Raw genomic sequence first — 20,135 nt, 5'->3', positions numbered from 1 at the left:
GGCGATGCCCGCCGGAGGTCTGTTCAGGGTTTGCACAGCGTCAGACCCCGATGGCGATCGCCTTGGTCTCCAGGAACTCCTCGAAGCCCTGGACGCCGCATTCGTGGCCGAGCCCGCTCTGCTTGTAGCCGCCGACCGGCAGGTCGCGGGCGTAGAAGAAGCCGCCGTTGACCGACATCATCCCCGAGCGCACCCGGCGAGCGACCGACACGGCCCGCTCCTGGTCGGCGCTGAAGACCGATCCGGCCAGGCCGTACGCGGTCCCGTTGGCCAGGGCGACAGCATCCGCCTCGTCCCGGTAGGGCATCAGGCACAGCACGGGCCCGAAGATCTCCTGCTGGGCGATCGTGAAGTCCCTGCCCACGTCGCCGAACAGGGTGGGCTCGACGAAGAAGCCGGTATCGAGGTGGGCCGGGGTGCCGCCACCTGCGAGGACGGTCGCGCCCTCGGCCCTGCCCTTCTCGATGAACGACAGCACCCGGTCCCGCTGGATCGCGCTGACCTGCGGGCCCTGGATGACCAGCGGGTCTCGGGGGTCGCCGTACGCGATCCCGTGATAAGCCGCGGTCGCCAGCTCGGCGGCCTCGTCGTAGCGGTCCTCTGGGACCAGCAGCCGGGTGGGCAGCACGCAACCCTGGCCCGCCGACCAGCACACCATGCCGGCCGCGACAGGGACGAGATCGGCGATCGGGGCGTCGTCGAGCAGGATGTTGGCGCACTTGCCGCCCAGCTCGAGGGCCACCCGGCCGATGCGCTCGGCGCTGTTGGCGATGATTCGGCGGCCGACGGCGGTGGAGCCGGTGAAGTGGACCATGTCGACCCGGCGGTCGGTGGTCAGGATCTCGGCGACGGCGTTGTCCGAGGTCGGGACGATGTTGAGCACTCCTGGCGGGATGTCGGTCTCCTCGGCCACGACCCGGGCGAGCAGCGTGGCGTGCCACGGGGTCTGCGGGGCGGGCTTGAGGATGACGGCGTTCCCGGCGGCCAGGGCCGGGGCGATCTTCGTCATCGCGGTGTAGAGCGGGAAGTTCCACGGGGTAATCGCCGCGACCACGCCGACCGGTTCGCGTGCGAGCAGCCGGCGAGTCCCGGCAGCCCAGGGCTGGTCGGGCAGCGTGACGTCGTAGTCGTAGGACTCCGCGAGCTCGGCGAACCACGGCAGCAGGTCGAGCGCGAAGTCGCTGTGGAAGGCGTGCGTGGTCCGCAGCGCTGCCCCGACCTCCCACACCGCGGTGGCGCGCAGCTCGTTGGCCACCCGGAGCAGGCCGGCGTGCAGCTGCTCGAGGCAGCGGCGGCGGAAGGCATGGTCGGTCGCCCAGCTCGTCTCGTCGAAGGCCCGGCGAGCCGCGACGATCGCCTCCTCGACGTCCTCGGGTCCGGCGTCGGCGGTCGAGCCCATCACCTGCTCAGTGGTCGGGTCGACGTTGTCGAAGCGGGCGCCGGAACGCGCCTCGCGGCGCTCACCGTCGACCAGCAGCAGCGGGCTGCCCGAGGGGGCCCGGTTCACCAGCTCCAGCAGGGGCGCGTCCGGGTCGCGGGACCCCCACATCGCGCCGAGGGCGGTCTGCAGCTCTGAAGATGCCGTGGCGGTCACGATCCGTCCCTTCGTCGTGGATGGCGACGGGCGGTCGACCCGCTCCATCGCTGATCACACCCCGAAGGCTGCCCGGTGTGCGGGCGGCGCCCTGTTCAATCCTTGGACAGCACGTCAGGCCTTGATTCGCAGCGTGCGGATCCGGTTGTAGAGCGTGCCACGGCTGATGCCGAGATCCCGGGCAGCGGCCACCTTGTTACCGTGGTTGCGCTCCATCGCCGCGAGGATCGCGTCGTGCTCGGACCGCTCCCAGGGGCTCATCCGCGCGAGCTCGGGCCCGGAGCGGTACTCCGACGGCAGGTCGGAGATGAGTATGTCCCCGGCGCTGCGCCGACCCGCAACGGTCCGGACGACGTGGGCCAGCTCCCGGAGGTTCCCCGGCCAGTCGAGCTCGGCCAGGCGCGCCAGCGTGGGGGGCGTGAACCGAGCGGATCCGCCGGTGGCCCGGGCGAGCATCCGCCGCGCCAGCGCCGGGATGTCGGACCGCCGGTCGCGCAGCGGACCGAGCTCGATTCGCCCGAGGCAGCGAAAGGCCAGGTAGCGGTGCTCGGCCCCGAGCTGCGCCATCGGCGGTCCCGTGAGCGCGATCCAGGCGCCGTTCGCGATCCGCTCCCCGACGGCGCGGAGCAGGTGGTCGTCGAGGAGATCGAAGTCCTCCACCACGACCAGAGCCTCAGTGGACGCCGCCGCACGGACCCGGTTGAGCCAGGCGACCCGGCCTACCTGCTCGATGTCCGCGCAGCTCATCGTGACCACGGTGTCGTCCGGCCCGGCAAGGAGCCGGGCGGTGTGGCTGCGGCCGGTGCCAGGTTCGCCCACCACCACGGTGGCCAGCCGGTGGGCGCGGCACCGGGCCAGCTCCCGGTCAACCGGCTCGACGGCGGCGACCGGTGCCGCGATCGTGCTCCGCCTGCGGGTGTAGACGGGGGCGAAGGAGATCAGCGCGTTGCCGTGACCGTCCGCGATATCGACCGTGAGCTGCAGGTCGAGGCCCCGGGCGGTGCCGAACCGCACCTCACGGTCGCCGGAGCCGGCGCGGGCCCGGTCGGCCAGCTCGCGCAACCGGGAGTGGTCGTCGGCGTCGAGGTGGTCCATCGCCGTCCGGTTGGCCACGACCACCTCGCCGTCCGCACCGAGGGCGAGCAGGGCCCGGTCCTCGCGCCTGCTCGTCGCCGAGTCGAACGCATGCAGCAGTCGGCGCCCCGCGTCCCGCGAGTCCGCGAGCAGAGCACGTTCGATGTCCTCGACGGCCTGCCGCAGGAAGGGCCCGAACAGCGGGTTCTCCTCCCCGGCCCGCCCCGCCAGGTCCAAAACCCCCTCAAGCCTGCGGGTGACCGGGTTGATGATCGGGTAGCCGTAGCAGCTGTAGACCCGCAGCGACTGGGCGAAGTGCTCACCGCCGCGCACCGCGACGCCGCGCCGCAGCTCGAAGGGGGCGGCGATGGCGTTGGTGCCCGTGGAGTCCTCGGTGAACTGCCGACCGAGGACGACGCCGGTGTGGTCGAGCACGTCGGAGGTGCGGTGGCTGATCCGGCCGCGGTGCACGATGCGCGCCGCATTGTCGGCCAGCACGGTGAAGTACGACGTCTCGGCCAGCGCGTCGGCCACGCGGTCGAGCACCGGGAGGGCGGCCCGGAGCAACCTGCTGCCGGTGTCGACCTCGACGGCGTCGAGACGTTCCAGGGAGAGGTCCGGGCGGACACCGGACATCCAGGACCGCTCCCAGGATGTCCTGATGTCCTCCGTCGCGGTGGACGGGAGCTCGGCGGTGGCCGGTGCGACGTCCATGTTGAGTCCTCCGATTCGGGCCTGCTCGACGGTAGCCCGCCGGGTCAGGCGCTCTCCAGGACCGCGGCGAGCCCCTGGCCGCCGCCGATGCACATGGTGGCCAGCCCCCTGCCACCGCCGCGACGCTGCAGCTCGTGCAGCAGCGTGGTGACCATGCGGACCCCCGTCGCGCCGATGGGATGTCCCAGGGAGATGCCGGAGCCGAGGACGTTGAGTCGGTCGTGGTCGTGCCAGCCCCAGCCCTCCAGCACCGCCAGCACCTGCACGGCGAAGGCCTCGTTGAGCTCGACCAGCGCCATGTCCTCGAGCAGCGAGCGGGTATCGGTCCCGGTCCGGCTCGCGAGCCGCGACACGGCGGGCACCGGTCCGAACCCCATGCGAGACGGCGCGCAGCCGGCCACCGCCCAGGACTCCAGGTAGCCGAGGGGCTCCAGGCCGAGGTCGTCGAGGGCGTCCTCGGCGACGACGAGGCAGGCGGCCGCGGCGTCGTTCTGCTGGCTGGCGTTCCCGGCGGTGACCGTGCCGCGCGGCATGAGGGTGCGCAGCCGGGCGAGGCTCGCGTCGGTGGTGTCCGGCCGGATGCCCTCGTCGCGGGTGACGACGATCGGCTCGCCGCGCCGCTGCGGTACCTCGACCGGCACGATCTCGGCCTCGAACAGGCCTTCCTTCCAGGCGGCCGCGGCACGCTGGTGGCTGCGCGCGGCGTAGGCGTCCGCCGCCTCGCGACCGAGGCCGAAGTCCGAGGCCAGGTTCTCCGCCGTCTCGACCATCCCGGAGATCGGACCGAAGCGAGCCTCGGGCTGGGAGCGTTCCCGGCCGCGGTCGAGCCGGTCGTACAGCGACACCGTGCCCGCCCGCGCCCCCCACCGCGTCGCCGTGGAGTAGTACTCGATGCGGCTCATCGACTCCACACCGCCCGCGAGCACCACGTCCGCGGCCCCGGTCTGGACCATCATCGCGGCCGTGACCAGCGCCTGGAGCCCGCCGCCGCAGCGACGGTCGAGCTGCATCCCGGGCACGTGCTCGGGCAGACCGGCGTGCAGCGCCACCCAGCGGCCGACGCACGGGACCTCGGAGTTCGCGTAGGACTGGGCGAACACGACGTCGTCGACCCGGTCGGGGTCGATCCCGGACCGCTCCACCACGGCCCGGACGACCGTTGCGGCGAGGTCCTCCACCGGAACGTCACGCAAGGCGCCTCCGAAGGCCCCGACCGGGGTCCGCAGGGGCTGGACGATGGCCGCTCGCCGCACAGGTACTCCTCATCGACAGTGCTCGGATACGTCCACTCTCCGACTCCCGGCTGCGCCCGACTGCTCAGACTTTGCACACCGATCAGGTCGACCAGGTCGTGCGCATCTGCGCCCGCGCCTCGGAGTAGCGGGACCCGACGGCGTCGTCCCCGGCGACCGTGACGAGCCCGCCGTCCTCCCCAAGCGTGGGGTAGTCGGTGTAGCCCCGGGCGCCGCCGCTATAGAAGGTCGCCCGTTCCGGGACGGTGAGCGGCGCGCCGGTGCGGAACCGCGCGACAAGGTCCGGGTTGGCGATGAACGCCCGGCCGAACGCGACGAGGTCCGCGGTCCCAGCGGCCACCAGTCGGTTGCCGCCGGCGCGGGTGTGGTCGGTGGCCGAGATCAGCGGCCCGGACCAAAGGGGGCGGAAGTGCTCCGCGATCGACCTCGCGGGCAGCGGCAGCCCCTCGGTCGGGTTGATCGGCTCGAGCAGGTGCAGGTAGGCGAGCCCGCGGGAGTCGAGCTCGCGGACCACGTACTCGAACAGCGGCAGCGTCTCCTCGTCGACCAGCACACCGCCCAGCCGGTGCAGGGCCGGGTTGAGCCGCACACCCACCCGGTGGGCCGGGATCTCGGTGGCGATCGCGTCCACGACCTCGAGCAGGAACCGCGCACGGTTCTCGATGCTGCCGCCGTACCGGTCGGTGCGACGGTTCATGCTGCGGGCGAAGAATTGGCTGAACAAGTAGCCGTTTGCCCCGTGGACCTCGACTCCGTCGAACCCGGCGAGCACGGCATTGGCCGCCGCGCGGCGGAACTGGTCGACCGTCTCGACGACCTCGTCCGTGCCCAGTGCCCGGGGCCGAACCGTGGGGGTGTGGCCTCGGTGGGTGAAGCACCGGTCCTCGGGGTTGATGGCGGAGGGGGCGACCGGGAGCACCCCGCCGGGTTGCAAGTCCGGGTGGGACAGCGCCCCGACGTGCCAGAGCTGGGCGAAGATCCGCCCGTCCGCCCGGTGGACGGCCTCGGTCACCCCGCGCCAGCCCGCCACCTGTGCCGCGCTGTGCAACCCGGGCACGTTGATGTAGCCGACGCCCTGCGGCGAGACCGGTGAGCCCTCGGTGACGAGGAGCCCGGCCGTGGCGCGCTGAGCGTAGTAGGCGGCGTGCAGGTCGGTCGCGGCGTTCTCGGGGTTGTCCGCCCGGCTCCGGGTCATCGGGGCCATGACGACGCGGTTGGGCAGGAGCAGGTCGTGCAGGGCGTAGGGCTTCAGCAGCGGCTGGTCGGTCATGTCAATTCCTTCCGAGTCCCGGGACCGGGATCCCTGCGGCGCGGTGGATGCGGTCACGCGACTGCGCCGCCAGCTCGGCGATGCCGTCGCCGCCCTGGACTCGGCCGTCTCGCTTGACCGTGCGGCCGTCGACCAGCACGCGCACGACGTTGCCGGCGTGGCCGCTGGTGACGATCGCGGCGGCGGGGTCGGTCGCGGGGAGCAGGTTCGGGTCGGTCAGCCGGATCATGATCAGGTCGGCGGCCTTGCCGGGCGTGATGCTGCCGGTGCGGTCGTCGATGCCGCACGCCCGGGCGCCCTCGATGGTCGCAAAGGAGAGCAGGTCGGCGGCGTCGAACGTGGTGCCGGCGTCGGGGTCCAGCGGCCCACCCGCGCCCGCGCGCACCAGCTGCTGGTACGCCAGAGCCGCCCGCATCACGCCGAACATGTCGCCCGCGACCGCGGACTCGACGTCGACGCTGAGGCTCGGCCGCACCCCCGCTGCCATCAGCCGGTTCGTGGCGGGCTGCCCGAGCCCGGGCATGAACACCTCCAGTGCCGCCGCGACCGAGGCACTCGCGCCGTGGTCCGCCAGCATCCGCAGCTCGTCGTCGGTCGAGGTGCAGCAGTGGATGAACGTCATGTCGGCGGCGAGCGTGCCCGCCTTCTGGAGCGTGCGGATCGCCTGTTGCTCGGCGCCCCACTCCCCCAGGCCGACGTGCATGCTGATCCGCAGCCCGAGCTCGCGGGCGAGCCGGATGTCCCGATCGGTGACGTCCGGTGTGGACAGCTCGGGGCCCCGCAGCATCGCGTTGAGGGTGACCCGGGCGGAGTCGTCGGGCAGCAGCTGCTCCCGGACCCGCCTGATGTCGTCCGGATGGCACCGATCGCTGCCGAACTGCCACGCCTCGGCCTCGGTCGACGGCCAGCCGTGGTCGAACACCGTCCGGATGCCGGACTCCCAGTGCGCCTGGACCGCGGCGTCGGCGTGTGCCGGGCTGTTCATGATGTGCGACTCGTCCCGGACCGTGGTGATGCCGGCGTCGAGCGACATCAGGTCCGCGGCCCGGTTCCCGATCCGGACGTCCTCGGGAGTGAGGTGCGGGCCGACCGCGACCTGGACGTGGCCGCGGTACTCCGGATAGGTCCAGGCGGGGCCGAGGCTGCGCAGCGCCCCCTGCCAGGCGTGCCGGTGGGTGTCGACAAAACCGGGCAGCACGGCGTGTCCGGTCCCGTCGACGACGTCCGCCCGGTCGTCGATGAGTACCGGGCCGACCTGCGCGATCCGGCCGTCGGCGACGAGCACGTCGCCGTCGAGATCACCGAGCTGCGGGTCCTGGGTGAGGATGCGGGCGCCGCGGATCAGGAGTCGTTCGGGCTGCGGAGCGCTCATGAGCCGAGAGTGCCCGCCCGGCATTCATCGCGTCCAATGAAGAATCAACATGTGGTCATCGGTTCCATCGATAGACTGAGCGCGTGGACCTGCGCCGTCTCGAGGCCTTCGTCGTGCTCGCGCGCGAGCTGAACTTCACGCGCGCGGCCCGGCACCTCCACGTCACGCAGTCGACGCTGTCCGCGGCGATGAAGTCCCTGGAGTCCGAGCTGGGCGCCACCCTGTTCGCTCGCTCCACGCGCTCGGTCGCCCTCAGCGACGCCGGACGCGCCCTGCTCCCGCACGCCCGCGCCACCATCGACGCGATGGACGCCGCGCGCTCCGCCGTGTCCGCCACGGGCGAGCTGCGGGGCAGCCTCACCGTCGGCATGCTCAGCGGGCTCACGGTCGTGGACGTGCCCGCCCTCGTCGGACGGTTCCACCAGCGTCACCCGCAGGTGCGGCTGCGGCTGGAGACCCCGCGTCGGGGTACCGCGGACCTCGTCGACGAGGTCGTGCAGGGCCGGGTGGACGTCGCCTTCGTCGGCGGGCGTCTGGTCGATCCGCGGCTGCGCGCGGTCCCGATCCGGACCTACGACCTCCAGGTAGCCGTGCCCGCGGACCACCCGTACGCCGCCAAGAGCTCCCTCACCCTCGACGAGCTCGCGAACGAGGCCTTTGTAGACATGCCCGACGGCTACGGGCAGCGGACGATCATCGACGTCGCCTTCGCCTACCGCGCCCTGCCGCGCACCGTGGTCGCGGAGGTCACCGACCTCAGGAGCATCCCCGGGTACGTGGCCCACCGGCTCGGCATCGCCCTGCTCCCGCCGGAGGTGGTGCGCGACGGCGGGTACCCGCTGCGCACCATCCCCGTCTCCGACACCGACCTGTCGTGGACGCTCTCCGTGGTGACACACGCCGAGCACCCGTCGTCGCGTTCACTGAAGGCCTTCCTCGATCTCGTCCCCGCCCACGTCCGTCCGGAGCGGGCCTTCTGAGCCGCCATGCTCAAAGTTTGAACACCGGGCTCGGCCCGGATTCCGTTCACTGCGTCGGTACCACTCGGCCACAGATCGATGAGGAACCGTGGACGCAGAATCCTTCGACCAGATCGTCAGCGCCGTGCGCAGGCTCGTGCGCGACCTCGTCGTCCCTCGTGAGCAGGAGATCGAGGAGACCGACGCCATCCCCGACGACATCAGGGCGGCCGCCGCCGACATGGGCTTGTTCGGCTACGCACTGCCCGAGGAGTACGGCGGGCTCGGCGTCACGATGAGCGAGGACGTCCGGCTCGCCTTCGAGTTCGGCTACACCGCGCCGGCATTCCGTTCGCTGTTCGGCACCAACAACGGCATCGCGGGCCAGGTCATCGCCCGCTTCGGCGACGAGGCGCAGCGGGCCGAGTTCCTCCCCGCCCTCGCGGCCGGGAAGGCGGTCGCCTCGTTTGCCCTCACCGAGTCCGAGGCCGGCTCCGACCCGTCCGGCATGCGCACCACCGCCCACCCGGACGGGTCCGACTGGGTCCTCGACGGCACCAAGCGCTACATCACCAACGCCCCGTTGGCCGACCTCTTCGTCGTCTTCGCCAGGACCGGGACAGAGGCACGGGAGATCTCGGCGTTCGTCGTCGACGCCGGGACACCGGGCCTCACCGTCGGCCCCCGCGACGCCAAGATGGGCCAGCACGGCGCCTGGACCGCGGAGGTCCACCTCGACGGCGTCCGGGTCCCGGCTACACGGATGGTCGGCGCGGAGGGGCGGGCGTTCCGCAGCGCCATGACGGTGTTGTCGCGAGGACGGCTGCACATCGCCGCCCTGTGCGTCGGGCTGTCCCAGCGTGTACTCGACGAGTCCGTCGCCCACGCCGCGGCGAGCCGACAGGGTGGGCGGCCCATCGGGGAGTTCCAGCTGGTCCAGGCGATGCTCTCCGAGTCCTACGCCGAGCTCGCCGCGGGGCGGGCGCTGGTCCTCGACGCCGCGGCCCGCTACGACGGCGGAGCCGATACGAGCACCGGCCCCTCCGCCGCCAAGCTGTACTGCAGCGAGATGGCGTCGCGGATCACTGACCGAGGGGTCCAGGTGCACGGAGGACTCGGCTACCTGAGCACGACACCGGTCGAGCGGTTGTTCCGCGACGCTCGGCTATACCGCATCTATGAGGGCACCAGCGAGGTCCAGAAGGTCGTCATCGCCCGGTCCCTGCTCCGCGAGGCGGGCATGCGATGAAGGGGGTCGAGGGTGCGACTGTCGTCGTACTCGGCGGGACCTCCGGCCTCGGCCTGGCCACGGCCGAGCTGGCGATGAGCCGCGGCGCCGGGCGCGTCATCGTGGGCGGCCGGGACCCCGAGCGGCTGGACGAGGCGCTGTCCCGGCTGGGCCCCCGCGCCGAGGGCCACCAGGTCGACGTCTCCGACGAGGAGGCGATCAAGACCTTCCTGGAGCGGACCGGACGGCTGGACCACCTGCTCGTGACCCCCTCGAAGCTGGTGCCGACCGCCGTCGTCGACGCCCGCGCCGAGGCCGTCCGGCCCGCCATGGACCTGCGCTTCTGGGCGGCGTTCCACGCGAGCCGCCACGCCGCGCCGCTGCTGGAACCCGCCGGCTCCATCACCTTGGTGTCCGGCATCGCCGGCACCCGGCCGATGGCACGCGAGGCCGTGGCCGGGGCGTCCTGCGCCGCGGTCGAGGCGCTGATGCGCTCGCTGGTCACCGAGCTGGCACCGATCCGGTGCAACGTCCTGTCCCCCGGCTACGTCGACACCCCGCTGCTCGACGGCTTCTTCGGCGACGCCCGCGCGCAGAAGATCGCCGCGATCGCCGCGCAGCTCCCCGGACGGCGCATCGGGTCGCCCACCGAGGTCGCCGACGCCGCCCTGTTCCTCATGGGCAACGCCTACATGAACGGCCACGTCCTCACCATCGACGGCGGTCACACGCTCGTCGTCTGACCGGAAAGGTCACTCGCGATGTCAGAGCTGCCATCCCTTACCGCTCCCACGGCCCCGAGCCGACGGCGCACCACCGCCGTCGCGTTCGCCTCCTGGGCCGGTGCCAGCATCGAGTGGTACGACTTCTTCATCTACGGCACCGCCGCCGCCCTAGTCTTCCCGAACCTGTTCTTCCCCTCGGAGGACCCGCTGACCGGGACGCTGCTGTCCTTCGCGACCTTTGGCGTCGCCTTCGTGGCCCGGCCCTTCGGCGGCGCTCTGTTCGGGCACATCGGCGACACGATCGGCCGCAAGCAGACCCTCGTCGCCGCGCTCGTCGCGATGGGCGTCGTCACCACTTTGATCGGGCTGTTGCCCTCCTACGCCACCATCGGGGTCACCGCCCCGATCCTCCTCGTGGTGCTCCGCTTCCTCCAGGGCATCACCGTCGGCGGCCAGCAGGGCGGCGTGATCCTCCTGGCCACGGAGAATTCCCCGGCGAACCGCCGCGGCTTCTACGGCAGCTTCGCCTCCGCCGGCGCGCCCGGCGGGGTCCTGCTCGCCAACGGCGCATTCCTTCTGGTCAACGGCACTACCTCACCAGAGGCGTTCCTCGCCTGGGGCTGGCGCATCCCCTTCTTCGCCAGCGTCGCCCTGATCGCCCTCGCCGTCCTGATCCAGCTCAAGCTCGAGGAGACCAGCGACTTCCAGACGACCCGAACCGGCCCCCGCCGCCGGTCGCCGGTCGTCGAGGCCCTCCGCCGACACCCCCGCCAGATCGTCCTGGCCGCCGGGAGCTACCTCGCGATCAACCTGACCTACTACGTCTTCATCACCTTCGTGGTCGCCTACGCCACCAACCCGTCGATCCTCGGGATGCCAGGAAGCACCGTGCTGACCGCCGTGTTGGTGGCCTCGGCGGTCGAGCTCGTCGCGCTGCCTGTCGCCGGCCTGCTCTCCGACCGGTTCGGGCGCCGTACCGTCTTCGTGAGCGGAGCGGTCCTGCTCGGACTGTGGTCGTTCGCGTTCTGGCTGCTGGTCGACTCCGGGTCACCCGCCCTGCTCACCCTCGCGCTCGTCGTCGGGCTCTCGCTGCTGCACAGCCTGCTGTACGGCCCGCAAGGCGCCCTGTTCTCCGACGCCTTCACCACCGAAGTGCGCTACTCCGCCCTCTCGCTCGGCATCCAGGCGGGGTCCGTCCTCGGAGGCGCCTTCGCCCCCTTGATCGCGACAGCGCTACTCGACGGCTTCGGGACTTCGACGGCGATCGCCACCTACATGCTCATCGGGTGCCTCGTCAGCGCTGCGAGTGCGCTGGCCCTCCGCCCGGTTGCCTCGATCAGACGACCCTGAGCGCTCTCGTAGCGCCATTGGCGGCGGCATGTTGCCCGCCCGCGCCCTCGATGCACCCCGAGCCGAAAGTGATCCACGAAGGTCCGCTGCGAATCGAGCACGAAGTCCGGCGGTCACCGTCTTGGTCACGGCTTACGGCCGATCCCGACCCGGGATGCGTTGATCATGCCGACGGGAGGAACCACCGGAACCCCGAAGCTGGTGCGGATGACGCAGGCGGGTCAGCTCACCGTGGCGTGGAACGTCGGCGCTCTGATGGGCAACGAGCCGGATACCGTGACCCTGCACGGCATGCCCAACTTCCACTGCGGCGGCACCATCTCGCTCGGCCTGCGGACCCTGCTGTTCGGCGGCACCCTGTTCACCCTGACCACCGAGGGGTTCCGGTCCCGGCGCGCGGTAGCGGAATTCTGGGAAGTCGCGCGGCGGTACCGGGTCACGAGTCTCCTCGCCACGCCCACCACGGCCACCGCGCTGCTGCACGGCGGCGGCACCGCGGACGGGTGCTGCATCCGGGACTTCCACGTCGGGGGCGCGCCGCTGTCGACGGACGTCCTGGAGCGCTTCCACGAGCGGTTCGGGATCTGGCTGCGCGAGAACTGGGGCATGACCGAACTGCACGGCACCACGACCGGGCACTTCGACGACGGCACCCGTCCTCGGGTGGGCTCGGCCGGACGAGCTCTGCCCTTCGTCCGGGTCAAGGCGGTCGAGCTCGACGAGGGCGGGCGCTGGGTGCGGGACTGCGCGCCCGGGGAGCGCGGTCTGCTGCTCACCGGGACACCGACGGCGATGGCGGGCTATCTGGACCCCGCGCTCGACGCCGACTTCTTTCCGGCCGGCCTGCCCGCAGACCTCCCACCCGGATGGCGGTGGGTAACACCGGCGATCTCGGGACGGTCGACGAGGACGGGTACGTCTGGATCTTCGGGCGGGCCAAGGACCTGATCATCCGCGGCGGGCACAACATCGATCCCGGCGAGATCGAGGACGTCCTGGTCCGCCACCCCGCCGTGCACCTCGCTGCCGCCATCGGCAGGCCGGACCCGGTCAAGGGCGAACTGCCGATGGCCTACGTGCAGCTGCGGGAGGACGCCGCGGCCGAGCCGGAGGAGCTGCTCGCCCACTGCCGCGCGCACGTCGGTGAGCGGGCCGAGGTCCCGGTCGAGGTCGTCGTGCTGGACCGGATGCCGACCACCGCGGTCGGCAAGATCTCCAAGCCCGCGCTCCGGCGGGAGGCCCTGCTCGCGGAGGTAGCTCGCGTCGTCCGCGAGCACGCCCCCGGCGGTGAGGTCCGGCTCGACGAGGCGGGCCCCCGACCGCGGGCCGTCGTCTCCGTGTCCGATCCCGCCGCGGCCGAGGCGCTGCGCACCCCGCTGTCCGGATACCCGTTCGAGGTCTCCCTCGTCGTGGCGCCGCCGGACCGATCCGCCGCAATGACTCCCGGCCCTCACTGACACCGCGAACCCCGACCACTGGAGCCAACGATGTCCCTCTCGACCGGTCAGTCCTCCTGGGCCGCCACCGGGAGTCCCGACGAGCTGTGGGAGATGTCCCTCGGCGATCTCCTCCGCAGGCGCGCGACCGAGCACCCCGACCGGTGCGCCCTCGTCGACGCCGACCCGGACCCGGGCCGGCGCCGGTCCTGGACCTACGCGGAGCTGCTCGCCACCGCCGAGCGGGTCGCCCAGTCCCTCCTCGCCCGGTTCCGTGCCTGGGGAGCGGCTCGCGATCTGGGCACCGAACTGCGCCGAGTGGGTACTGCTGCAGCAGGGGGCGAGCCTGGCGGGGCTCGTCCTCGTGACCGTCAACCCGGCGAACCGCCGCATGGAGCTGGAGTACGTCCTGCAGCGCTCGGGCGCCGCGGGCATCGTGCACGCCTCCGAGTACCGCGGCGTGGACATGGCGGTGACGGTGCGGGAGGCGCGGGCCGCCGCACCGGACCTGCGCGAGGCCATCGACCTCGCGGACTGGGACGAGTTCCTGGCCTCGGCGACCGGTGAGCACGAGCTCCCCCACGTGCGCCCGGGGGACCCCGCGCAGATCCAGTACACCTCCGGCACCACCGGCTTCCCCAAGGGCGCGCTGCTGCACCACCGCGGCGTCATCAACGCCTCCCGGCTCGTCGCCCGCGGCGCCGGGGCCACCGACGGCGCCGTGTGGGTCAACGCCATGCCGATGTTCCACATCGGCAGCGGCGCGCTGACCGAGATCGGCACCTTCTCCTTCGCGGGCACCTACGTGCTCATGCCCGCCTTCGATGCGGGGTCCCTGCTGGAGCTCATCGAGACCTACCGCGGAACGATCACCCTGCTGGTGCCCACCATGCTCACCGCGGTGCTGACCCACCCGGACCTGCCGAAGCGGGACCTCTCCAGCCTGCAGTCCGTGATGTCGGGGGCGTCGTTCGTGCCCGCCGAGCTCGTCGTCCGCACGAAGGAGACGCTGGGCTGCCGGTTCACGATCGTGTTCGGCCAGACCGAGCTGCACGGCGTGATCACCCAGACCGCACTCGACGACTCCCCCGACGACCAGTCCAGCACCATCGGACGGCCGCTGCCGCTGGTGGACGTGCGCATCGTCGACCCCGCGACCGGCGAGGTGGCCCCCATCGGGACGCGCGGAGAGATCTGCGCCCGCGGCTACCAGACGATGCTGGGGTACTTCGAGCAGCCCGAGGAGACGGCCGCCGTGTTCGAGGACGGCTGGCTGCACACCGGCGACCTCGGCACGATGGACGAGCGCGGCTATCTCACGATCACCGGCCGGCTCAAGGACATGATCATCCGGGGCGGCGAGAACATCTACCCTCGGGAGGTCGAGGACGCCCTGGCCACGCACCCGGGCGTGGCCGCGGCGGTCGTGGTCGGCATCCCGGACGCCCAGTGGGGCGAGCAGGTGGGGGCCGTCCTCGTGCCGACCGACCCGGCGAGCCCACCGGACCCCGCGGAACTGCGCGCCTATTGTCGCGAGCGGCTCGCCGCCTTCAGGGCCCCCAGCCAATGGTTCTTCGTCGACACCCTGCCGACGACGCCGACCGGCAAGGTCCAGAAGTTCGTCCTGCGGGACCGGATCGACGCCGGCGACCTCACCGGTACCGTGACCGTCTCGCCGACGCGGGGCACGTCGTGACGGCGCGGATCAGCAACCGGTACACCCGGCTCGTCGGCATCGAGCACCCCGTCGTGCAGGAGGGGCTGGGCCCCTTCCGAACCCCGAAGATCGCCGCCGCCGTGTCGAACGCGGGCGGGCTGGGGACGGTCAGCATGCCCGGGATGCCCGAGGACCTGCGCGAGGGCGCCCGGACGTTCCGGGCGCACATCGAGGAGTGCGCCTCGCTCACCGACCGGCCGTTCGCGGTGAACATCCCGGTCGGCGTGGACGCCTCCGGCGAGGTCGTCGAGTTCACCGACGTGTACATCCGGGAGGTGCTGGCCGCACGCGAGACCGACGCCGGACTCGCCGCGCAGCTCCGCGTGCTCACGACCTCGGCCGGGTTCCCCGGGCCGTACATCCCGATGGTCAAGGACGCCGGGATGGTGCACCAGCACAAGGTCGGCTCCACCCGGCAGGCCGTCAAGTCCGCGGAGGCCGGGGCGGATGTCGTCCTCGCTGCCGGGTTCGAGATGGGCGGCCACGCGCCGGCCAGCCGGATGCACACGTTCGTGGTGGTTCCGTCGATCACCGAGGCCGTCGACGTCCCGGTGCTGCTGACCGGCGGCGCCCGCGACGGCCGTGGGCTCGCCGCCGCGCTCTGCCTGGGCGCGGACGGGTGGCCCTGGGCACCCGGTTCATCCTCACGACGGACAACACGGGCTGGCACCCGCGCTACCTCGACGCGCTGCTCGGCGCCCGGGAGGGGGACGACGTGGCGTTCGACGGGGTCTACGGCCCCTGCCGCGGCCTGCGCAACGACGCCTCCACCTCGCTGCTCGAGGGCCCCGCCGACCCGGACGCGGACCCGACCGAGCTGGTCCGGCACAAGATCGAGTCGATGCAGCGGGCGCAGACCGAGGGCGACACCGAACAGAGCCTCGTCATGACCGGCCAGGTCGCCAGCGCCATCACCGAACTGGTGACCATTGCGGAGTTCGTGCCCGGCATGGCCGAGGAGGCCCGCAAGATCCTCGACGACCTCGCCGGTCGGCTCCCCTGACGCGACGCGGCCACCGCCCGGACCGGGCGGTGGTCGCGTGGAGATGGCGCGACGACGCTGCGGTCCTCTCAGGAGAGGCCTCGAGGTCGGACCCACCAGCGAGTTGCTTCCAGGCTCCACCTCCCGCCCGCTTCAGCGGCCCAGGAAGACGGGCGTGGTCCGAGCCGCTGCAGCGGCCAGGCCGATCCGGCAGTCCTCGGTGGACCACAACGTCAACTGCTCGCCGAACTCGCGCTCGGTCGCCTCCGCGACCGGCCCGCCCTGCTCGCATCGTCGCCTTCGTCGAGCGCACGGTCAGTGGCGCCGACGCCGCGATCCGCTCCGCGAAGGCGATCGCCCCGGCACCGGATCGTCGCCGTCCACGAGACGGTCGGCGAGCCCCAGCGAGCAGGCCTCGGCGCCGTCGACCCTGCGGGCGGTGTGGAGCATCTCGGTGGCCCGTTGGGATCCGACCAGCCGCGGCAGCGTGACACTCAGGCCGTCCTGCGGAGCCCCGGCGCCGAGGTCGGCACCAGCACAGAAATGCTTGCCCCCGAGGCCAGGACGGCCACTCGGCAGCCCTGTGGGCCAGCTCGTCGAGCTCGTCGGCCAGATCGCGGATCGACCGAGGTCGAAGAAGTTGGCGGGTGGGCGGGCCATCGTGACCACCGCCAGGTCGCCCAGGTGCTTCACGCCGAGGCCGATCCGTTCGCCCGGATGTCGTCCTCCAGGAGTGCCCGCGTCCCCGTGGAGATCGGTTGACGCGCGTCATCACATCAATATGATATTCATAGATATTCCTCAAGGCAGAGTCGCAGGAGGCACATTGAGCACCACCCCCGGTCCGACCGCTCTCGATGTCGAGGTCCCCGGCCTCGACAAGCTGTTCATCGGCGGCGAGTGGGTCATCCCGGCCGGCAGCGAGACGATCGACGTCGTGATGCCGTCGACCGGACAGGTCGTCGCCACGGTGCCCGCGCCGTCGCCGGCGGACGCCGATGCCGCCGCCGAGGCGGCACACAAGGCGTTCGTCGAGGGACCCTGGCCGCACATGCCCGTCGAGGAGCGGATCGCGGTCGTCACGCGCTTCGCCGAGGCCCTCGAGGCCAGGATGGACCAGATGAACCGCCTGTGGGCGTTCGAGTCCGGCTTCCCGCTGACCCACAGCGCCATGATCAACACTGGCGCGTCCACGCTGATCTGGCGCGAGGCGCTGCGCAACGCAGCGACCATCGAGTGGGAGGAGGAGCGCAACGAGGGCGGGTCGGAGGTACTCCTCCAGCACCAACCGATCGGCGCGGTGCTGGGCATCATCACCTACAACGGCCCGGTGCCGCTGCAAGGCATGAAGATCATTCCGGCCCTGCTCGCGGGCTGCCCGATCGTCGTCAAGGCGGCGCCGGAGTCGCAGCTGACCACCCGCGTCATCGCCGAGGCCGCCCGTGAGGCGGGCTTCCCGGCCGGGGTCTACAGCATGCTCGCCGCCGGCACCGAGACCTCGAAGCACCTGGTCGGTCACCCCGGCATCGACATGGTGCACATGACCGGTGGTACAGCGGTCGCGGTGGACGTCGTCGCGCGCACCGCGCCCCGTCTGGCCCGCACCGCGCTCGAGCTGGGTGGCAAGTCCCCGGCGATCATTCTCGACGACGCGAACCTCGACGAGGTGCTGCCGACCCTGGTCCCCGGCGCGATCGGTGGTGTCGGCCAGGTCTGCGTGGCGCTGTCGCGCATCCTGGTCTCCCGAGCCCGCTACGACGACGTCGTGGCCCGGCTCGTCGATGAGTTCGGCAAGTACAAGCTGGGCGACCCGTTCGAGGAGGACACGATCCTCGGCCCACTGGCCAACGCCCGGGCGCGCGAGCGCACCGAGGCCATGCTCGAGCGCGCCCAGGAGCAGGGCGCCAAGATCGCCGTCGGTGGGAGGCGGCCCGAGCACCTGCCCGAGGGCGGGTTCTGGTTCGAGCCGACCCTGCTGCGGGACGTCACCACCGACATGGACATCGCGCAGGAGGAGGTCTTCGGCCCCATCACCTGCGTGCTGGCCTACGAGGACGTCGAGGACGCGATCCGGATTGCCAACGACTCGAAGTTCGGCCTTGCCGCCTCGGTCTACTCCTCGGACCGGGACGCGGCGCTGGCGGTGGCGAAGCGGATCCATTCCGGTGGTGTCGCGATCAACCTCGCCGGTGTCTGCCTCACCCAGCCCTTCGGCGGCGTGAAGCAGTCCGGCTGGGGCCGTGAGTGCGGCAAGGAGGGGATCCTGGAGTTCACCGAGGTGAAGCAGATCCTGCTCTCGGGCTCGTACTCCAGCTGACGTCGACGCGAGAACGGCCCGTCCGGATGTCCGGGCGGGCCGCTTCTCGTTGCTGCGGGCACACCGTCAGGCGCCCTTGGGCACCAGGACGCCGCGGCCGGTCAGCGAGCCCGCCTCGAGCTGGTCGAGCGCAAGGAGTGCCTGGTCCAGCGAGAACGTCTGGACCACGGGTCGGAGGTGGCCCGACTGTGCCAGTGCCACGACCTCGATGAGGTCCTGGTAGGTGCCGCTGTACGGCCGGGTGAGCGAGGCCCCCCACGGCAGCGACAGAGCACCTTGGCTGGTCTCGAAGGTGAAGCGGCCCTCGGTCAGCCCGATCGCCCGGACGGCGCCATAGGGCGCGACCACGCCGGTGGCGAGGGCGAGCGTGGCGTCGTCGCCCACCAAGTCGAGCACCACGTCAGCACCCGTCCCGCCGGTAGCGGCGAGCACCTTGTCCGCGATGGACGGGTCGGAGGAGTCGAGCGCGGCGTCGACCTCGTCCCGGACGGCGGCGAGGGCGGTCTCCTTCACGTCGAGCACGATGACCCGCGCGGAGGTGATGGCCCGCAGGATCTGCACGGCCATGCGCCCGAGCCCGCCCGCCCCGATGACGACCGCGGACGAGCCCGGACCCAGCAGGTGCAGGGACTCCCGCACGGAGTGGTACGGGGTCAGTGCCGCGTCGGTGAGGGTCGCGGCGACGGTCGGGTCCAGGTCACCGGTGCGGACCAGCGCCGAGGCCGGCGCGGCCATGAAGTCCGCCATCCCGCCGTTCACGCTCACGCCCGGCGTGGCCGCCGGGGCCAACCTGCTGCCGGTCCCGAGGCAGGCGTTCTGCTTGCCCGCGGTGCACGAACGGCACACCCCGCAGGACCAGACGGGGTAGACGGCGGCGGTGTCCCCGACCGCCCAGCCCGAGACCCCCTCCCCCACGGCGGCGATCCGGCCCGCCGTCTCGTGCCCGAGGATCGTGCCGGCGGGGATCCACGCCTCGGTGGTCCGACGCATGTGCACGTCCGTCTGGCAGACCCCGGCCGCGAGCACCTCGAGCAGCACCTCACCCGCACGGGGCTCCGGGGTGTCGATCTCGGTGAGCTCGAGCTTCGTCGGCTCGAGCAGTTGGACTGCGCGCATCTCTCTCCTTCTCGCGATGTCAACTGATGTTCGTGGTCAGCCGGCGATGGTCCAAGTGTCGCGGCCGTCGAGCAGGGCCTGCAGGTCGGCGTTCGGGTTGGCGTCCTTGGCCTGCTGCAGCTGGGCGCGGGCGGCGTCGTCGTAGGTGGTGCGGTCGACGTTGCGGAAGATGCCCGTGACGGTGTGGTTCAGGTCCTGGTCCGACAGGCGGGACAGGGCGAACGCGAGCTCGAGGTTGTCCGCGTCGTGGACCATGATCTCCGACGGGTGGTCGGCGGCCTTGACGACCTCGAGCCGGAACCCGCGCTGGACCACGGCGTACTGGCCGAGGCCGTCGTCGCCCGCGGGTCCGAAGCGGATCGGCTCCCCGTGCCGGACCGGGACGAGCCGCTGGTCCTTGGTCTCCGGCTTGCGCAGCAGGTCGAAGGAGCCGTCGTTGAAGATCGGGCAGTCCTGGAAGATCTCGACCAGCGCCGAGCCGCGGTGCGCGGCGGCGGCACCGAGGACCTCGGTGAGGCCCTTGCGGTCGGAGTCCAGGGCCCGCCCGACGAAGGACGCTTCGGCGCCGAGGGCGAGGGAGACCGGGTTGAACGGGTGGTCGAGGGAGCCCATGGGGGTGGACTTGGTGACCTTCCCGACCTCGCTGGTCGGGCTGTACTGGCCCTTGGTCAGCCCGTAGATCCGGTTGTTGAACAGCAGGATCTTGAGGTTGACGTTGCGGCGCAGCGCGTGGATCAGGTGGTTGCCACCGATCGAGAGCGCGTCGCCGTCGCCGGTCACCACCCACACGGACAGGTCGGGCCGGGAGACGGCCAGGCCGGTGGCGATGGTCGGGGCGCGGCCGTGGATGGAGTGCATCCCGTAGGTGTTCAGGTAGTACGGAAAACGGCTCGAGCAGCCGATCCCGGACACGAACACGGTGTTCTCGCGCTTGATCCCCAGGGTGGGGAGGAACTGGCGCACGGCGGCCAGGACGGCGTAGTCGCCGCAGCCGGGGCACCAGCGGACCTCCTGGTCGGAGGTGTAGT

Annotated in this window: 16 protein-coding genes and 1 pseudogene; 10 read left to right on the top strand and 7 right to left on the bottom strand. The window is 71.9% G+C overall.

Going from position 1 to position 20,135, the window contains the following annotated elements; translation table 11 throughout:
- Positions 1 to 40: 40 nt before the first annotated feature.
- The 5 genes from AB0B41_RS15170 to AB0B41_RS15150 form a co-directional block, all read right to left on the bottom strand.
- Positions 41 to 1,594 (bottom strand): aldehyde dehydrogenase family protein, encoded by a 1,554-nt coding sequence (locus tag AB0B41_RS15170; RefSeq protein ID WP_358203229.1) that lies wholly within the window; start codon positions 1,592 to 1,594, stop codon positions 41 to 43.
- A 114-nt stretch (positions 1,595 to 1,708) separates the two neighbouring features.
- Positions 1,709 to 3,382 carry a helix-turn-helix domain-containing protein gene (locus AB0B41_RS15165; RefSeq protein WP_358203227.1) on the bottom strand — a complete coding sequence of 558 codons (1,674 nt, stop codon included), beginning with the start codon at positions 3,380 to 3,382 and terminating at the stop codon, positions 1,709 to 1,711.
- Between the two features lie 44 nt (positions 3,383 to 3,426).
- Positions 3,427 to 4,635: an acetyl-CoA C-acetyltransferase gene (locus tag AB0B41_RS15160; RefSeq protein WP_358203224.1), complete on the bottom strand. Its 1,209-nt coding sequence runs from the start codon at positions 4,633 to 4,635 to the stop codon at positions 3,427 to 3,429.
- Positions 4,636 to 4,717: 82 nt separating this feature from the next.
- Complete coding sequence (locus AB0B41_RS15155; protein ID WP_358203222.1) at positions 4,718 to 5,905, bottom strand: alkene reductase; 1,188 nt, start codon at positions 5,903 to 5,905, stop codon at positions 4,718 to 4,720.
- A gap of 1 nt (position 5,906) precedes the next feature.
- Positions 5,907 to 7,277: an amidohydrolase family protein gene (locus AB0B41_RS15150; protein ID WP_358203219.1), complete on the bottom strand. Its 1,371-nt coding sequence runs from the start codon at positions 7,275 to 7,277 to the stop codon at positions 5,907 to 5,909.
- An 83-nt stretch (positions 7,278 to 7,360) separates the two neighbouring features.
- Here AB0B41_RS15150 and AB0B41_RS15145 point away from each other — a divergent pair, with 83 nt between their 5' ends.
- From AB0B41_RS15145 to AB0B41_RS15100, 10 genes and pseudogenes are all read left to right on the top strand, one after another.
- Positions 7,361 to 8,257 carry a LysR family transcriptional regulator gene (locus AB0B41_RS15145; protein ID WP_358203217.1) on the top strand — a complete coding sequence of 299 codons (897 nt, stop codon included), beginning with the start codon at positions 7,361 to 7,363 and terminating at the stop codon, positions 8,255 to 8,257.
- Between the two features lie 88 nt (positions 8,258 to 8,345).
- Positions 8,346 to 9,485 carry an acyl-CoA dehydrogenase family protein gene (locus AB0B41_RS15140; RefSeq protein WP_358203214.1) on the top strand — a complete coding sequence of 380 codons (1,140 nt, stop codon included), beginning with the start codon at positions 8,346 to 8,348 and terminating at the stop codon, positions 9,483 to 9,485.
- Positions 9,482 to 10,207 (top strand): SDR family oxidoreductase, encoded by a 726-nt coding sequence (locus tag AB0B41_RS15135; protein ID WP_358203212.1) that lies wholly within the window; start codon positions 9,482 to 9,484, stop codon positions 10,205 to 10,207. Before AB0B41_RS15140 ends, AB0B41_RS15135 begins: the two co-directional genes overlap by 4 nt.
- An 18-nt stretch (positions 10,208 to 10,225) precedes the next feature.
- Positions 10,226 to 11,539: an MFS transporter gene (locus AB0B41_RS15130; RefSeq protein ID WP_358203209.1), complete on the top strand. Its 1,314-nt coding sequence runs from the start codon at positions 10,226 to 10,228 to the stop codon at positions 11,537 to 11,539.
- Positions 11,540 to 11,704: 165 nt separating this feature from the next.
- Positions 11,705 to 12,487 (top strand): AMP-binding protein, encoded by a 783-nt coding sequence (locus AB0B41_RS15125; RefSeq protein WP_358203207.1) that lies wholly within the window; start codon positions 11,705 to 11,707, stop codon positions 12,485 to 12,487.
- Positions 12,412 to 12,996, top strand: a complete 585-nt coding sequence (locus AB0B41_RS15120) for a hypothetical protein (RefSeq protein ID WP_358203204.1) — start codon at positions 12,412 to 12,414, stop codon at positions 12,994 to 12,996. Before AB0B41_RS15125 ends, AB0B41_RS15120 begins: the two co-directional genes overlap by 76 nt.
- Before the next feature lie 253 nt (positions 12,997 to 13,249).
- Positions 13,250 to 14,671: an AMP-binding protein gene (locus AB0B41_RS15115; RefSeq protein WP_358203202.1), complete on the top strand. Its 1,422-nt coding sequence runs from the start codon at positions 13,250 to 13,252 to the stop codon at positions 14,669 to 14,671.
- Positions 14,668 to 15,252 (top strand): annotated as a pseudogene (locus tag AB0B41_RS15110) (nitronate monooxygenase); the annotation flags it as partial. The gene AB0B41_RS15115 and the pseudogene AB0B41_RS15110, both read left to right, overlap by 4 nt.
- Before the next feature lie 59 nt (positions 15,253 to 15,311).
- Entirely contained in the window at positions 15,312 to 15,695 is a 384-nt protein-coding gene (locus tag AB0B41_RS15105) for a hypothetical protein (protein ID WP_358203332.1), read from the top strand.
- An 805-nt stretch (positions 15,696 to 16,500) separates the two neighbouring features.
- Positions 16,501 to 17,991: an aldehyde dehydrogenase family protein gene (locus tag AB0B41_RS15100; RefSeq protein WP_358203201.1), complete on the top strand. Its 1,491-nt coding sequence runs from the start codon at positions 16,501 to 16,503 to the stop codon at positions 17,989 to 17,991.
- A 66-nt stretch (positions 17,992 to 18,057) separates the two neighbouring features.
- On the opposite strand, the gene AB0B41_RS15095 is transcribed toward AB0B41_RS15100, so the two are convergent.
- Positions 18,058 to 19,107 carry an alcohol dehydrogenase catalytic domain-containing protein gene (locus tag AB0B41_RS15095; RefSeq protein ID WP_358203199.1) on the bottom strand — a complete coding sequence of 350 codons (1,050 nt, stop codon included), beginning with the start codon at positions 19,105 to 19,107 and terminating at the stop codon, positions 18,058 to 18,060.
- A 36-nt stretch (positions 19,108 to 19,143) separates the two neighbouring features.
- On the bottom strand, positions 19,144 to 20,135 hold a 992-nt coding region (locus tag AB0B41_RS15090), incomplete at its 5' end, for a 2-oxoacid:ferredoxin oxidoreductase subunit beta (RefSeq protein ID WP_358203197.1).

The sequence above is a fragment of the Pseudonocardia sp. NPDC049154 genome (assembly GCF_040648315.1).
Taxonomy (GTDB): Bacteria; Actinomycetota; Actinomycetes; order Mycobacteriales; family Pseudonocardiaceae; genus Pseudonocardia.
Note: the sequence above shows the minus strand (reverse complement) of the source record. Positions and strands in the feature narration are given on the sequence as shown.

Bases quoted from the DNA above. Each gene is read 5' to 3' on its own strand.
- AB0B41_RS15165 (WP_358203227.1), bottom strand. From the start codon at position 3,382: ATGGACGTCGCACCGGCCACCGCCGAGCTCCCGTCCACCGCGACGGAG.
- AB0B41_RS15155 (WP_358203222.1), bottom strand. From the start codon at position 5,905: ATGACCGACCAGCCGCTGCTGAAGCCCTACGCCCTGCACGACCTGCTC.
- AB0B41_RS15150 (WP_358203219.1), bottom strand. From the start codon at position 7,277: ATGAGCGCTCCGCAGCCCGAACGACTCCTGATCCGCGGCGCCCGCATC.
- AB0B41_RS15135 (WP_358203212.1), top strand. From the start codon at position 9,482: ATGAAGGGGGTCGAGGGTGCGACTGTCGTCGTACTCGGCGGGACCTCC.
- AB0B41_RS15130 (WP_358203209.1), top strand. From the start codon at position 10,226: ATGTCAGAGCTGCCATCCCTTACCGCTCCCACGGCCCCGAGCCGACGG.
- AB0B41_RS15125 (WP_358203207.1), top strand. From the start codon at position 11,705: ATGCCGACGGGAGGAACCACCGGAACCCCGAAGCTGGTGCGGATGACG.
- AB0B41_RS15095 (WP_358203199.1), bottom strand. From the start codon at position 19,107: ATGCGCGCAGTCCAACTGCTCGAGCCGACGAAGCTCGAGCTCACCGAG.